This is a genomic window from Collinsella sp. wc0583, from assembly GCF_046116915.1.
Lineage (GTDB): Bacteria > Actinomycetota > Coriobacteriia > Coriobacteriales > Coriobacteriaceae > Collinsella.
This window is the reverse complement of record NZ_JBJXBN010000005.1, coordinates 115422-130032: the sequence shown is the minus strand read 5'-3', so window position 1 is coordinate 130032 and position 14611 is coordinate 115422. Positions and strand designations below refer to the sequence as shown.

The following is a 14611-nucleotide window of genomic DNA, read 5'->3' as shown; positions in this document are numbered from 1 at the left end:
GGCCTCCCCTATTTGAGCTTACGGGTCTTGGGCTTAAAGCGCATACCCGACTGACGCCCACCGCGCGCGGAGAACCCATAGCCAGACTGCGGCGCAACGCCGGACATCAAAAACGGAACGGCGACCAGACCGGTCAGAATCGAGGACGGCAGGGCGTGTCCAAAGATCGCCACGACAAAACTCGATTCCAGTCCCATAAACAGCAAGATAATGCTGTAGATCACGTTAATGGCAAGCGCAAAGGCGCCCACCGTGATGCCGCGAGCGCTCGGGGTGCCGCCCGTCTGACCGGCGGCACTGTGTGTCAGGGCAAAGCTGCCCACTGTCAGCAACAGCGACATCACGCCCACCGGCACGGCTGCCGACAGGTCGTAGAACAGGCCGCTGCAAAAACCGCAGATGACGGCCCGCGTGGGATCGCCCGAAAACACACTCAGGCACACCAGGATAATCATAAAGTTGACGCGACCGCCCGCGATGGAGATCTGCGGCGCCAAGCCCGCCTGCAGCAGGACGCAGACAATGGCGGCAATCGCAAAAGTGCGGGAGCCAGTCCCCTGTTCGTGTAGATCCATGGACATGCCTCCCTATTCGCTCGAGCCCGAGTCAGTCGTGTCGAACGCATCGGAGCTTTCATCCGAGCTTTCGTCTTTGGACTTGGTGGCCGCATCGCGCGAGGTGCCCTGCGGCGTACTGTTGGCGCTGCTCACATCCTCGTCCGAAGCCGACTGCTCATCGGTCAGCGACGTAATGACCAGCACTTCCTCGTTGTTTTCGGCCGTTGTCTGGGCGCGCACGACGATGGTGTAGTACACATCGTTGGCAGACTTCTCCACCGACGAGACCGTACCGAGCGGCAGGCCCTTGGGGAATACGCCGCCGATGCCCGAGGTCACGATGATGTCGCCCACCTTCACGTCGGAATCGACACTCACGTGCTCCAGGCGCAGGGTACCGTCGGGCTGCCCCTGCAGCATACCCTGAGCGCGCGTATCCTGCACCATGGCGGACACGCCCGAGTTCTCATCACTAATCAGGCGGACGGTGGAGGTCTTGGCCGAAACCTCGATAATCTGACCGATGACACCGGCAGAACTCGTCACGGGCATGTTGATGGTAAGACCGTCGGCAGAGCCTTTGTCGATGGTAACGGTCGAGGTCCAGGCATCGCCCGACGCGCCGACAATGCGAGCCGCGGTGGACTTGAGGTTGTAGGTCGACTGAAGACCGACCAGGCTCTCGAGTCGCTCGGCGGTCTTTTGAGCCTCCGAGAGCTCGGCAACCTTTGACGTCAGGACCTCGTTTTGCTTCTTAAGCTCGTCGAGGGTGTCTTGCGAAGCCGTAAGGTTTGAGAACACGTTTCCGATTGCGTTAAAGGGCGCGGCCACAGCCGAGCCCACAAAACGCACCGGCGAGGTAATCGTCGTCACGCCAGAACGCACGGCATGAATCGGTCCCGCCTCGCCCTCGCGAATGTAAAACGTAAGCAGCAGCACCGAAATTACGCTGAAAACAATCAACGGGCGCATACCCGTTGATTGTCGCTTGGTATTCAGATTTGAAGAGAAACCCGAAGATCGTGCCAAATGGAATCCACCTTTTGGAAATTAAGCATTGGTCTGGACGAAGCCACCGTCAAACGCGTTGGCCTCGAGCACGCGGGCGCAGCCGTTGACGACGTTGTCGAGCGCCGTAGGGCTGACGTTGACCGAAACGCCGGTCTCGTCGCGCAGACGCACGTCGAGGCCGCGCAGCAGCGCACCGCCGCCGGTCAACAGGATGCCGTAGTACATAAGATCCGAGGCAAGATCGGGCGGCGTGGCGTCGAGGGCGTCCTTGACGGCCTTGGCCATCTCGTCGAGCGGCTTATTGAGCGCGCGACGAATCTCCTCGCTCTCGATGCGCACGGTCTTGGGCAGGCCCGTGATCACGTCGCGGCCGTTGACCTCGACGTCGAGCTCATCCTTGAGCGGCACGGCAGAACCGACCTTGATCTTGATGTCCTCGGCCGTGCGCTCGCCGATAGCCAGGTTATAGGCATCGCGAACGTGGGTAAGGATGGCCTGATCAAACTCGTCACCGGCAATGCGGATGGACTGCGACACGACGATACCGCCCATGGCGATAACGGCGACCTCGGTGGTACCGCCACCGATATCGATGACCATGGAGCCAGTGGGCTCCTCGACAGGCAAGTCGGCGCCGATGGCAGCGGCCATGGGCTCCTCGATCAGGTATGCCTGGCGGGCACCGGCCTGGATCGTAGCCTCAAAAACGGCGCGCTTCTCGACCGACGTGACACCGGAGGGGACGCAGACGACAACGCGCGGACGCGGGGTCCACGGATAGCGCTTCTCGGACGCCTTGTCGATAAAATAGCGAAGCATGGCCTCGGTAACGTCGAAGTCGGCGATGACGCCGTCCTTAAGGGGACGAACGGCCACAATGTTACCGGGCGTACGGCCGAGCATGCGCTTTGCCTCGATACCGACAGCCAGGATGCGCTCATCGTTCTTGTCGATGGCGACAACGGAGGGCTCGCGAATGACGATGCCCTTGCCGCGCACGGAGACAAGCGTGTTGGCGGTGCCGAGGTCGATGGCAAGATCGCCCGCATAGCTACCGAAGAACATATCCATCAAAGAAAACAACGCAACTCCTGATGTGTTGGATGATTGCTGGAAAACTACTAGCCCATCATACTAGCGCAAGCCCGGCACCTCACTTGCGGTGAAGCACCGGGCAGCGCCAAATCTCATAAGGTCACTACTGGTTGTCAGCAGCCGAGAGATCGATGTCGAGCGAGGAGACGGCCCAACCGATATGGTTGTCGGAGCGCACGAACTTGACGGTGTACTCCTGCTCGCCGCCCTTGGACAGCGACGCCTTGACCTTGGCGGTGGTCTCGGTCATAGACTGGTCCATGCCCTCAATGGAGACGGTGGCGCCCTGCGGAATCGAGGAAATGATCATCGACTTGGCGTCCTCGGACAGGCTGGAGGCCAGGCAGGACTCGGCCTTGGCGGTATCGCCGTCACCGGCAGCCTGGAACAGGTCGGTGACAACAGACTCCTGCGAGGGAAAGCCCAGGCCGCGCGTGTAGGCAAAGCCAAGACCGCCTGCGGCAATGACGATCAGCAGAAGCAGCACCAAGAAAACCTTGAGGCCCGTGTGGCGATGGCGACGACGGACCTTGGCCTCCTTGCGGTCCTGCTGAACCATCTCGGACTCGGACAGGGTGAAGAAGCCGGTGTCCGAGGGGTCGGGCATAAATTGACCGGTAGCACCCGTGGGGTCGAGCGGGTCGACGGCGGGAGCATCCATCGCGGGAGCCGGCGCCGTGGCCATGGCCGTCTGGGCCGAAAGAGCAGCGAGGGAATCGTGCACGCGGGCAAGCTCGTCGGCCTGCTCGGGCGTGAGCTGGTAGATACCGTCGGCGGTGGCGGCGTTAAAGGCATCGAGCGCGTCAGAGGGACGACCGGCGGCAGAGAGCGCCTGGCCCATGCCGGCGTTAAGCGCACGCGCGTCATCGCGCGGACCGGCAAAGTCGATGGCCGTGCGGTAGGTCTCTACGGCGTCTGCCGGACGGCCGAGCTTAATGAAGCAGCGGCCAAGATCGCCAAGAGCGGCGGCGGGAGCCGGGTTGGCACCATCGATGGCGGCCTGACGGAAGGCAGTACCGGCGTTGGCATAATCGCCCGACTGGAACAGGGCGTTGCCCAGACCCAGATAGGCCTTAAACGGCGTGGCATAGGATGCATCCTGCGTTGCAGCGGAGAAAGCCTGGGCTGCGGTCACATAGTCACCCACGGCAGCAAGCGCCTTGCCGCGGTTGGTAAGCAGCGCGCCGCGCTTGCCATAGGTACCGTCGTTGAGGGCGGCGGCGTAGGCCTCGGCGGCCTCGGCATACATGCCCAGGTGCATCAAGGCGTTGCCGCGCAGATGGTCGGCCTCGCCCATAATCTCGCTGGGGGTCTTTGCCGCACCGAGCATCTGGGCGGCAGCGGAATAATCACCCGCGCGATAAGCGGCGCGGCCCTGTTGGATCAGCTGGCTATTCAAGGAAGTCCCCTTTACTCGTGAACGATCTCGACGTGGACGATCTCGTCGCCGGCACGCAGCTGCGAGATGACGTCGAGGCCCTCGACCGTGGTGCCAAAGACGGTGTAGCCGGAGTCGAGGTTATGCTGAGCGCCCAGGCAGAAGTAGAACTGCGAACCCGCGGAATCGGGATCCATGGAACGTGCCATGGCAAGCGCGCCGTCGACGTGGCTGTTACGCGGGTTGGTAGCGAACTCGCCCTTGATGCAGTAGCCGGGGCCGCCGGTACCGGGCATGCCGTCGGGGCCCTCAAGACCGGCGGCGACATCGGCGCCGGACATATCGCGGGTATTGGGGTCGCCGCCCTGGATCACAAAACCGGGCACATAGCGATGGAATTTAAGGCCGTCGTAAAAACCCATCGTGGAAAGCTCGCAGAAGTTCGCCACGTGGATGGGGGCGCCCTCGCCGTCAAACTTGACCTTGATGGTGCCCTTCGACGTCTCGATCACCGCGCACTCATCGCCGGCAAGCTGATACTCGGGCGTGTAGAGCTCTTTCTTAAAACCAAACATGTGGTTCCTTCCTCGTGCGTTTAAAGCATATTTGGTCAAATTGTAGCAATAAGCACGGGCTTCCATCAATTGCGCACGCAGGTTATGCCGCCGGAGGGCAACAAATTACGAACGTTGCTGCGGTCTCCATGCGCTCACGTTGGCGTCGTACTGGTTAAGCGCGCTGTTGCCGCCTTGTGCGATGGGCGCCAGGATCTCGCTCTGACGGGCGCTCAGCGACTCGCCGTCGGGAATGGACAGCGAGATATCCCAGCTCTGGCAGATCACGTCGACACGCTCGTACATCCACTGGGCAAGCTGCTTTAGATGATCGATGTCCTCCGCATAGACGGTGTCGTCCTGAACCTTGAGGTTATTGAGCTCATCCTGGGTCTTTTTAATCTGATCGCGCAGGGCATAAGCGCTCTGCGACAACTCCTGGCGGGTGGAGAGCGGCGTACGCAGATAGCCGTTATTAAACGAATCGATGACCTCGCCGATCTGATCATCGTCGCTGTACGACACGATGGTCTGGTACAGGCCATCGAGCCTGGCGTAGAGCTGGTCGTCGGTTAAGACGGTCTCCTCCTGAACGACCTCGGACGCATCCTCTTGCTTGGACTCTTTCTCGGTGGCCTCGCCCTTTTGGCGCGACGGGAAGGTGGTCTTGGCGGCCCGGCCAAACTGGTCGTAGAAGCCGGGCATGACGCCCATAGGATCGGCAGTCACAAACCAATACGCACCACCGCACACGGCGGCGAGCACCGCGATGACGATAAGCGGTTTGGGGATATGGCGCTTGTGCTTGTGATAGGCATCCTCGTCGGGATGGACCTTGCGCTTGGCCTTTTGCTTTTTGGGCTGGACATCATCGCGCAGGGACACCGGTGTGGGGATATCGACCTTGGGGATGCCAAAGTCCTTATCGAAGGCAGGCAGCACGCAGGTCTCGTTGGGGTCGGCGGCATCCGAGAGCACCGCGGCGGCAGAGGCCGGCGCATGGGGCACCTCGGTATCGATCTGCTCCTGCGTCAAGCGCGGAAAGCCGGCCGTGCGGCCTGCTGCCAGATCGGATGCAGCCGCGTCTTTGGAAAGGATGCCCGGGGCGGGGCGCCCGCACTTGGGACAGGTGCGATCATGCGGGGACAGGCGTGCGCCACAACCATCGCAGAATACGAACTCGGTATGCTCGGGACCGTCGCCCGGACCAACGTATGCGTTGCAATAGGGGCAGAACGAGGCGCCGTCCTCTATGGTCTTAAGGCAATGCGGGCAGATCACGGCTTCCTCTTTTCGGAGCAATTCATACAGTCGAAGTTAGAGCATAGCATCGCCACGCCCCCACAGGAGCAAGGCACCAATTCAACATCGCCAGAAAAATCATCCCCGGGGCGACTGGGACTAGGCTTTATTTGCGGGCTTTTTCTTCTTGCTCGGCATCGAGACCTTAATGCCCTGGGCGGACTTGGTCACACGCGAGCGAGTGACGCCCGTGCCCTTCTTTTTCTTGGGCTGGGCCTTTTCCACACCCTCGAGCGCGCGAACCTCGGCCTCGCGAGCGGTGCGCTCCTCACGGCGCTGCGCCATATCGGCGGCGACGCGCTTGGCAAAACGTTGGGCAGTTGAGCCCGTCGAGCTCACCTTGCCGCCACCGCGACCCAGACGGACGCGAACGCCACGGCCAAAGCCGGTGGCAGCATGGCGACGACGCGGCTCGAGCGAATCCATCATCGTGGCGAGCTTAAAGAACACCGTGCAGGTAAAGACGACGATCGCCAGTAAGATAACGGCCTCGCCCATCGACAGGTTGGCGATGGACAGCAGCTCCGGGAATCCGATAACACCCGCCAGGATGCCGACGACAACAAATACAAAGAGCACCACGCGCAAGGGTGTGAGCGGCTGCGAGATGCGCCAGATCAGGCTCACGCTCGCCGCGCACGACGTAAGCAGGCACATGGTCGAAAGCGTGAGCTGGTTAAAGCCGAACACGCGCGCCACAAAGATATCGAGCGCCGCAGCCATAATAACCGCCAGCGACGCCGGCAGCGCACGCTTGAGCACGTTGGTCAAGAATGACCCCTTCACGCGGGCGTTGTTGGGCTCCAAACCCAGCACAAAGCCCGGCGCGCCGATGCAGAAGAAATTGATGAGCGTCATCTGGATCGGCTCGAAGGGATACGGCGGAAACGCGATACACAGTGCCGCCAAGCCCATCGAGAACAGCGTCTTGGTCAGAAACAGCGCCGCAGAGCGCTGCAGGTTGTTGATGGAGCGACGGCCCTCGGCCACCACGGCGGGCATCGAGGCAAAATCGTTGTCGACCAGCACGATTTCGGCCACGTTGCGCGCGGCATCGGAACCGGCGGCCATGGCCACGGAACAGTCGGCTTCCTTGAGCGCCAGCACGTCGTTGACGCCGTCGCCCGTCATGGCAACGGTATGGTCGCGACGCTTGAGCGCCTGCACGAGTTCGCGCTTCTGTTGCGGGGTCACGCGACCAAAGACGTGATAGCGGTCAACCGCCGCATCAATCTTGGACGGCGTATCGAGCGTCGTGGCGTCGACGTAGGCATCGGCCCCCGGAACGCCCACCACGCGCGCAATCGACGACACCGTGCGTGGGTCGTCGCCGCTAATCACGTTGAGGGTCACGCCCTGCTCGTTAAAGTAGCCGATGGTCTCGGCGGCCGAGGAGCGGATCTCATCGCGAATGGTCACAAAGCCCACAGGCTCTGCCTCGCCCAACATATCGCCGTCGGGCGTAAAGCCGTCCACACGGGCCACCACAAGCACGCGGCAGGTATCGGCGAGCTCGGCCACACGGTTCTCGACCTGCGCAAAGGCGCGCTCCGAAAGCACAAATTGCGCCGCGCCCATCACATAGGAGCCCTGCGAAAACGACGCACCGCTCCACTTTTTGGACGACGAGAACGGAATGACAGACAGCGGCTCGGACACCTCGACCGGACGATCGGCGTAGTAGTTGAGCAGCGCCTGGCAGGTCTCGTTGGCATCTGCCGAGGTCGCACGTGCCACGTTGGCAAGCGCAAAATCGAGCACCGTGGTCTCGACGGGGACAGATACCTCGCTCTCCCCCGCGCCCATGCCAACGCCCTCAACAGGCAGCGGGTAGGTACCCTCGACCTCCATACGGCCCGAGGTAATGGTGCCCGTCTTGTCCAGGCACAGCACGTCGACGCGCGCGAGCGTCTCAATGCAGTAGAGCTGCTGCGCGAGTACCTTGCGGCGCGCCAGACGCACCGTGGCGATGGCAAGCACCGACGAAGTCAGCAGCACCAGGCCCTGCGGAATCATGCCCAAAAGAGCGCCCACCGTAGACAGCAGCGCCGACGAAGGCACGCGACCGGCAAGCAGCTCGGAAAAACACCACGAAAGCGCGCTATCGCCCGGCGTACCGGCGGCATCCCACAGCTCGCTCACGCTCGAGGCAAAGAGCGCCAGGCCGAGCGGAATCATAATGAGGCTCGCAAAGCGCACGATGGCGTTGAGCGCATTCATGATCTCGGAATTGACCTTTTTGACGTACTTGGCCTCGTTGTTGATCTTGGCCACGTAGTTGTCGGCGCCAACATGGATCACGCGGGCGCGCAGCAGGCCCGAGTCGATAAAGCTGCCGCTCATGAGCTCGGAGCCGGGCTGCTTTTTGATGAGATCGCTCTCGCCCGTCAGCAGGCTCTCGTTCACGAGTGCCTCGCCCGAAACCACCACGGCGTCGGCCGGAATCTGGTCACCGCGCCCCAAGCGGATGATGTCATCGAGCACGATCTGGTCCAAGTCGAGCTCTACCTCGGCGCCGTCGCGCACCGCGATGGCCTTCTTAGAGGTGAGCAGCGTAAGCTTATCGACCATCCGCTTGGAGCGCATGGACTGGATGACGCCAATTGCCGTGTTCAAGAACACCACGAACAGGAACGTCAGGTTCTTAAACGAACCGGTCAGCAACACCAAAATCGCCAAAACCACGTTGATCAAGTTAAACAGCGTGCAGAGGTTCTCGATGATGAGCTCGCGGACCGACTTGGTCTTGAGTTCCATGTTGCGGTTGATCTTACCGGCGGCGATGCGCTCCTCGACCTCGGCGGTCGAGAGTCCGTGCTCGATATCCGTTGCTGCCATACCTTGTCCCATCACGTCGCGTCGGTATAAGAAAACCGCCCGGACCATGCGAGGTTCGGACGGTCTTACGTTCGAGGGTGCCCCATGTTGGATTCGAACCAACGGCCTTCTGCTCCGGAGGCAGACGCTCTAATCCCCTGAGCTAATAGGGCGAACGGTTGGCATTATACCCAAGTGCGCCACGGGCTAACAAAAGAATAGAAAAAGCTTTGCAATTACGTGGGAGACGCGGCGCAGAGGCTCACCTTAGAACGCAAAAGTGAAACAATTAGTATAAACTCTCATGCACATATATAACGGCTCGCGATGCGGGCCGTTTTTGCAAGAGCTATCCATCGAGGTGAGAGGCACACCATGATTGCGATTTTAAAGCAGAGCGCCAGCGACGAGGCCGTCGGCCATATCGTCAGCTGGATTGAGAAGAAGGGTCTCAAGACCGACGTCTCGCGCGGCGAGAACGAGACCATCATCGGCCTGGTGGGCGATACGACCAAGATCGACCCGTTCTTGCTCGAGTCCATGGATGTCGTCGAGCGCGTGCAGCGCGTCTCCGAGCCCTTTAAGCGTGCCAACCGCAAGTTCCACCCTGAGGACTCCGTCATCGACTGCGGCCACGGCGTCAAGATCGGCGGCGACCAGTTCCAGGTCATCGCCGGACCCTGCTCCGTCGAGGGCGAAAACCTCATTCGCATCGCACGCCGCGTAAAGGCCGCCGGCGCCACGATGCTGCGCGGTGGCGCCTACAAGCCCCGCACCTCCCCTTACGCCTACCAGGGCATGGGTCCCGCCGGCCTGGACCTGCTATGCGAGGCATCCGCCGAGCTCGACATGCCGATCGTCACCGAGATCATGGACCCGCGCGACGTGCAGGTCTTCTTGGATAAGAAGATCGACGTCATGCAGATCGGCGCCCGCAACGCGCAGAACTTCCCCCTGCTCAAGGAGGTCGGCAAGACCAAGACCCCGGTCCTGCTCAAGCGCGGCATGTCCGGCACCGTCGACGAGTTGCTCATGGCTGCCGAGTACATCATGAGCGAGGGCAACGACAACGTCATCCTGTGCGAGCGCGGCATTCGCACCTTCGAGACCCGCACCCGCAACACCTTCGACCTCAACGCCGTGCCGGTGCTGCACCACCTATCGCACCTGCCCGTCGTCGCCGACCCCAGCCACGCCACCGGCTACACCCGCTATGTCGAGCCCATGGCGCTCGCCGCGACTGCCTGCGGCGCCAACGGTCTGGAGATCGAGGTCCACGACGACCCGAGCCACGCTTGGTCCGACGGTGCTCAGGCCCTCACCCCCGACCAGTTCGACGACACCATGCGCCGCATCCGCGCCATCCGCGAGGTCGTCTGCCAAGAGACCGTTCAGGAGTAACCCATGGGTACGGTGAGAAACGCACGCGTTAACCAGGGTGGCCCCAAGTGCGCCGGCATCGTGGGCCTGGGCCTCATCGGCGGCAGCTTTGCCCGCGGCTATGCGCAGGCGGGCGTCCGCGTGCTGGCCTGGGACCCCGATGACGACGTCATGACGGCCGCCAGCATGGGCACCGTTGCCGGCGAGCTCAACGACAAGACGCTCGGCGAATGCGACATCATCGTCCTGGCATGCTACCCCGAGGCATGCATCGAGTGGCTCGAGGCCCACGCTCAGGCGCTCGCCGACGCCACCGACACCGATGCCATCATGGGCCCCGTGGTGATCGACACCGTGGGTGTGAAGGGCATCGTGTGTGAGCGGGCCTTTGAGCTCGCACGAGAGCACGGCTTTTACTTTGTGGGCGCACACCCCATGGCGGGCACCCAGTTCTCGGGCTACGCCCATTCCAGCGCCGACCTGTTCCAGGGCGCACCGCTCGTGCTCGTTCCGCCTGCGGTAGACGATGCTCTTAAGCTGGAGCTCTTGGGCCAGGTTCGCGAGATGGTGCGTCCCTTGGGGTTTGGCAAGTTCAGCGTGACCACCGCCACCGAGCACGACCGCGTGATCGCCTTTACGAGCCAGCTCGCGCACGTGGTGTCCAACGCTTACGTAAAGAGCCCCACCGCCCAGGTCCACCACGGCTTCTCTGCCGGTAGCTACCGCGACCTCACGCGCGTGGCCCACCTCAACCCGCAGATGTGGTCCGAGCTCATGATTGACGACGCCGACGCGCTTGCCTTCGAGATCGACCATCTGATCGATTCGCTCGGCGCCTACAGCCGTGCGCTCAAGAACCGCGACCAGCGTTATCTTGAGAATCTCCTTGCCGAGGGCGATCGCATCAAGCGCGCACTCGACGACGAGAGCGCCCACTAGACCACCCATCACGCCAGGTCGAAAGGACCATAGCTTATGGCGATTACCATCGATATCGACACCGCACGCCCCTACCAGGTACACGTGGGCACGTTTTTGCTGGAACAGGCAGGGCCACTCGTTCGCGCCACCGCCGGAGGCACCCGCGCCGTCATCGTGACGGACACCAACGTGGGCCCGCTCTACCAGATGCCCGTTAAGCAGAGCCTGGAGGCGTCAGGCTATGAGGTAAGCATTTGCACCTTCGAGGCCGGCGAGGCACACAAGCGCGGCGAGACCTACGTTGCCATTCTTGAGTTTGTGGCCGAGCACGAGCTTTCGCGCTCCGACGTGATCGTGGCGCTCGGCGGCGGCGTCGTGGGCGACGTAGCCGGCTTTGTGGCCGCCACCTACATGCGCGGCTGCAAGTTTGTGCAGATCCCCACGAGTCTGCTCGCTATGGTGGACTCGTCGGTGGGCGGCAAGACGGCCATCGACCTGGCTGCCGGCAAGAACCTAGCCGGCGCCTTTTGGCAGCCAAGTGTTGTCATCGCTGACGTGGGATGCCTTGCCACCCTCACGCCCGAGCAGTTCGCCGACGGCTGCGGCGAAGTCGTCAAGCACGCCGTGATCGCCGACCCCGAGCTCTTCGCCGAGCTGGAGAAGACCCCGCTCACGCTTGAGCTGCTGAACCGCGACGTGGCCCGCGTGGCGCTCATAATCGCCCGCAATATCGACATTAAGCGCGCCGTGGTCGTTGCCGACGAGCGCGAGACCAACCAGCGAAAGCTGCTCAACTTTGGGCACAGCGCCGGACATGCCGTCGAGGCCTGTAAGCACTTTGAGCTGGGACACGGCAACTGTGTGTCGATCGGCATGGGTATCATCACGCGTGCGGCCGCCCTACACGGCGTTTGCGACGCCGAGCTGCCTGACCGCATCGAAGAGCTCTGTGCCCGTCATGGCCTCAAGACCCGCTGCGAGCTTTCGGCCGACGCTATCTTTGCCGAGGCGCTGCACGACAAAAAACGCGCCGGTGACACTATCGACCTGGTGATGCCGCACGGCATTGGTCGCTGCAGCATCGACCGCACGCCGCTTTCCACCTTCCATGATTTAATTGCCGAGGGCCTCGGCCAGAAGGGAGACGCATCCGCATGCTAGCCCGCATCATCCCCTCCCCGCTCAAGGGCACCGTCCCCGCCATCGCATCCAAGTCGATGGCGCATCGTCTCATCATCTGCGCCGCACTTGCCAACGGCGAGACGCACGTCACTTGCAACACCACCTGCGCCGATATCGAAGCCACGGTGCGCTGCCTCACGGCGCTGGGCGCCCGCATCGAGACCGTCGAGGACGGCTTCCAGGTCCATCCCACTATGAAGAGTATTGAGTTTGGCCTGCTCAAGGCACTTGCCGGCGGCACGCTCGACTGCGGCGAGAGCGGCTCCACGCTCCGCTTTATGCTGCCCGTCGCCTGCGCGCTGGGAGCAGAGGCAACCTTTGTAGGCCAGGGCCGCCTGGGCGCCCGCCCGCTCTCCCCGCTTTCCGACGAGATCATTGCCGCTGGCTGCGACCTGCAGGGTCTGGGCGGTTTTCCGCTCAAGACAAGCGGCCGCATGCGCCCGGGCACCTTTATCCTGCCGGGCAATGTGAGCTCGCAGTACATCTCCGGCCTGCTGCTGGCAGCCCCGCTTCTGGCCCAGCCCTCCTGTGTGCAGGTGACCGGCCTTATCGAGAGCCGACCCTATATCAACCTGACCATCCAGGCCATGAAGGCCTTCGGCGTCGAGGTCAACGTCGAGCGTATCCCCGCCAAGGACGGTCAGCCCGAGATCACGAACTTCCGCGTGAACAGCGGCTCGTACCGTACGCCTGGCAACGTGGCTGTCGAGGGCGACTGGTCCAACGCCGCCTTTTGGCTGTGCGCCGGCGCCATCGGTACCGACCCCATCACCGTCGAGGGCGTGTCGCTTAGCTCCGCGCAAGGCGACCGCAACGTGCTTGCCGCGCTCTCGCGCTTTGGCGCCCGCATCGTGCGCTCCACCAACGCCGCCACCGTGCAGTCCGACAAGCTCGCCGGCTTTGAAATGAGCGCGCACGACATCCCCGACCTGGTGCCCGTAATCTCGTCCGTGGCATCGTTGGCGCAGGGTCGCACGTTCATCCGCGATTGCGCCCGCCTGCGCATCAAGGAATCCGACCGCCTAGCCACCACAACCCATGAGCTCACCGCACTGGGCGCGCAGGTGCGCATTGCCGGCGACGACCTCATCATCAAGGGTGTCGACGCCTTTACCGGCGGCGAGGTCGATTCGCACAACGACCACCGCATCGCCATGATGGCCGCCATCGCTGCGAGCCGCGCCACTGGCGAAGTCGTGATCCACGGCGCCGAGGCCGTCAACAAGTCCTATCCTGATTTCTTTGACCACTACCGCCTGCTGGGCGGCAAGGTCACGCTCGAGGAGGAATAGCATGTCCTCGACCTTTGGCAACGTCTTGCATCTGAGCATCTTTGGCCAGTCGCACTCCCCTGCTATCGGCTGCTCACTCGATGGCATTCCCGCCGGTATCGCCGTTGACCAGGAGCAGCTGCAGGCCTTTTTGGACCGTCGCGCCCCCGGCCGCGACGAGACCGCGACCAAGCGCCGTGAGGCCGACGCCGCGCATATCATTGCCGGTGTGGTCGATGGACACACTACCGGCGCACCCATCGCCGCGATCATTGAGAACACCAACACACGCTCCAAGGACTATTCCGAGCTGCGCTGCAAACCCCGCCCCGGGCACGCAGACTTTCCGGCGCGCGTGAAGTACCACAACATGCACGACGTCGCCGGCGGTGGGCATTTCTCCGGACGCCTGACGGCCCCCCTATGCATCGCCGGCGGCATCGCACTGCAGGCGCTCGAGGCCCGTGGCATCAAGGTCATGGCGCATGTCGCGCAGATCGGCGGCATCTCGGACCTACCCATGGACGACATGGTCTATCGCGAGGCCGACCGCAAGGCGATCCTCACGAACGATCTGCCCTGCATTGACGCCGCCGCAGCCGACCGCATGCGCGAGGAAATCCTAGCCGCGCGCGACGAGCTCGACAGTATCGGCGGCATCGTGGAGTGCGGCATCTACGGGCTTCCCGCGGGCATCGGCGACCCCATGTTCGACGGCATCGAGAACCGCATAGCGCAGATCGCGTTTGGCATTCCCGCCGTAAAGGGTGTGGAGTTTGGCATGGGCTTTGCCGTGGCCGCCATGCGCGGCAGCGAGAACAACGATCCGTACCGCGTTGATGCCGAGACCGGCGAGATTGCGGTCGAGTCCAATAACGCCGGCGGCATCCTGGGCGGCATTTCCACGGGCGCACCCGTCATGTGGCGGATGGCCGTAAAGCCGACGCCCTCCATCGGTCGCGAGCAACAGACCGTGGACATGGACGCCATGGAAAATGCCGAGCTCTCGGTCCATGGCCGCCACGATCCCTGCATCGTCCCGCGCGCCGTCCCCGTAGCCGAAGCAGCCGCCGCCCTCGCCATCTGGGACGCCCTCCTCGAGGACGCCGCCCAGCTCTAACCCGCCTCACCTGGGTTGCCTGT

The 14611-nt window shown here is 62.8% G+C and carries 12 protein-coding genes and 1 tRNA gene; 5 read left to right on the top strand and 8 right to left on the bottom strand.

The annotated features are described in order from the left end of the window. Nucleotides 1–8 precede the first annotated feature (8 nt). The 8 genes from ACKUUJ_RS05755 to ACKUUJ_RS05720 all read right to left on the bottom strand — a co-directional run bounded on the left by ACKUUJ_RS05755 (nt 9) and on the right by ACKUUJ_RS05720 (nt 8887). A complete protein-coding gene (locus ACKUUJ_RS05755; protein ID WP_409064960.1) occupies nt 9–575 on the bottom strand; it encodes a hypothetical protein in 567 nt (188 codons plus the stop codon). A gap of 12 nt (nt 576–587) precedes the next feature. After that, nucleotides 588–1529 carry a rod shape-determining protein MreC gene (mreC, locus tag ACKUUJ_RS05750; RefSeq protein WP_409065026.1) on the bottom strand — a complete coding sequence of 314 codons (942 nt, stop codon included), beginning with the start codon at nt 1527–1529 and terminating at the stop codon, nt 588–590. Nucleotides 1530–1607: 78 nt separating this feature from the next. Then, nucleotides 1608–2639, bottom strand: coding sequence for a rod shape-determining protein (locus tag ACKUUJ_RS05745; protein ID WP_006236061.1), 1032 nt, complete (start codon nt 2637–2639; stop codon nt 1608–1610). Between the two features lie 127 nt (nt 2640–2766). Continuing rightward, nucleotides 2767–4062: a tetratricopeptide repeat protein gene (locus ACKUUJ_RS05740; RefSeq protein ID WP_409064959.1), complete on the bottom strand. Its 1296-nt coding sequence runs from the start codon at nt 4060–4062 to the stop codon at nt 2767–2769. An 11-nt stretch (nt 4063–4073) separates the two neighbouring features. Beyond that, complete coding sequence (locus tag ACKUUJ_RS05735) at nt 4074–4616, bottom strand: peptidylprolyl isomerase (protein WP_006236059.1); 543 nt, start codon at nt 4614–4616, stop codon at nt 4074–4076. Between the two features lie 105 nt (nt 4617–4721). Continuing rightward, nucleotides 4722–5876: a zinc ribbon domain-containing protein gene (locus tag ACKUUJ_RS05730; RefSeq protein ID WP_409064958.1), complete on the bottom strand. Its 1155-nt coding sequence runs from the start codon at nt 5874–5876 to the stop codon at nt 4722–4724. Between the two features lie 120 nt (nt 5877–5996). Beyond that, entirely contained in the window at nt 5997–8735 is a 2739-nt protein-coding gene (locus tag ACKUUJ_RS05725; protein WP_409064957.1) for an HAD-IC family P-type ATPase, read from the bottom strand. 78 nt (nt 8736–8813) lie between these two features. Continuing rightward, a tRNA-Arg gene (locus tag ACKUUJ_RS05720) sits at nt 8814–8887 on the bottom strand. Between the two features lie 202 nt (nt 8888–9089). On the opposite strand from ACKUUJ_RS05720, the gene aroF reads away from it, so the two are divergent. The 5 genes from aroF to aroC are packed head-to-tail and all read left to right on the top strand — an operon-like array spanning nt 9090 to nt 14588. Then, a complete protein-coding gene (aroF, locus tag ACKUUJ_RS05715; RefSeq protein WP_349125289.1) occupies nt 9090–10115 on the top strand; it encodes a 3-deoxy-7-phosphoheptulonate synthase in 1026 nt (341 codons plus the stop codon). 3 nt (nt 10116–10118) lie between these two features. Next, complete coding sequence (locus ACKUUJ_RS05710) at nt 10119–11033, top strand: prephenate dehydrogenase (RefSeq protein ID WP_409064956.1); 915 nt, start codon at nt 10119–10121, stop codon at nt 11031–11033. A 36-nt stretch (nt 11034–11069) separates the two neighbouring features. Continuing rightward, the gene (aroB, locus tag ACKUUJ_RS05705; protein ID WP_409064955.1) at nt 11070–12176 is read left to right on the top strand and encodes a 3-dehydroquinate synthase; all 1107 of its coding nucleotides are present in this window, start codon (nt 11070–11072) and stop codon (nt 12174–12176) included. Continuing rightward, a complete protein-coding gene (aroA, locus tag ACKUUJ_RS05700; RefSeq protein WP_409064954.1) occupies nt 12170–13489 on the top strand; it encodes a 3-phosphoshikimate 1-carboxyvinyltransferase in 1320 nt (439 codons plus the stop codon). The genes aroB and aroA overlap by 7 nt, the downstream gene beginning before the upstream one ends. 1 nt (nt 13490) lies before the next feature. Further along, the gene (gene aroC, locus ACKUUJ_RS05695; protein WP_347478540.1) at nt 13491–14588 is read left to right on the top strand and encodes a chorismate synthase; all 1098 of its coding nucleotides are present in this window, start codon (nt 13491–13493) and stop codon (nt 14586–14588) included. Nucleotides 14589–14611: the final 23 nt, after the last annotated feature.

Coding starts and splice junctions, on each gene's coding strand:
- ACKUUJ_RS05755 (WP_409064960.1), bottom strand. CDS start 575: ATGGATCTACACGAACAGGGGACTGGCTCCCGCACTTTTGCGATTGCC.
- mreC (WP_409065026.1), bottom strand. CDS start 1,529: ATGCGCCCGTTGATTGTTTTCAGCGTAATTTCGGTGCTGCTGCTTACG.
- ACKUUJ_RS05745 (WP_006236061.1), bottom strand. CDS start 2,639: ATGGATATGTTCTTCGGTAGCTATGCGGGCGATCTTGCCATCGACCTC.
- ACKUUJ_RS05735 (WP_006236059.1), bottom strand. CDS start 4,616: ATGTTTGGTTTTAAGAAAGAGCTCTACACGCCCGAGTATCAGCTTGCC.
- ACKUUJ_RS05725 (WP_409064957.1), bottom strand. CDS start 8,735: ATGGCAGCAACGGATATCGAGCACGGACTCTCGACCGCCGAGGTCGAG.
- aroF (WP_349125289.1), top strand. CDS start 9,090: ATGATTGCGATTTTAAAGCAGAGCGCCAGCGACGAGGCCGTCGGCCAT.
- ACKUUJ_RS05710 (WP_409064956.1), top strand. CDS start 10,119: ATGGGTACGGTGAGAAACGCACGCGTTAACCAGGGTGGCCCCAAGTGC.
- aroB (WP_409064955.1), top strand. CDS start 11,070: ATGGCGATTACCATCGATATCGACACCGCACGCCCCTACCAGGTACAC.
- aroA (WP_409064954.1), top strand. CDS start 12,170: ATGCTAGCCCGCATCATCCCCTCCCCGCTCAAGGGCACCGTCCCCGCC.
- aroC (WP_347478540.1), top strand. CDS start 13,491: ATGTCCTCGACCTTTGGCAACGTCTTGCATCTGAGCATCTTTGGCCAG.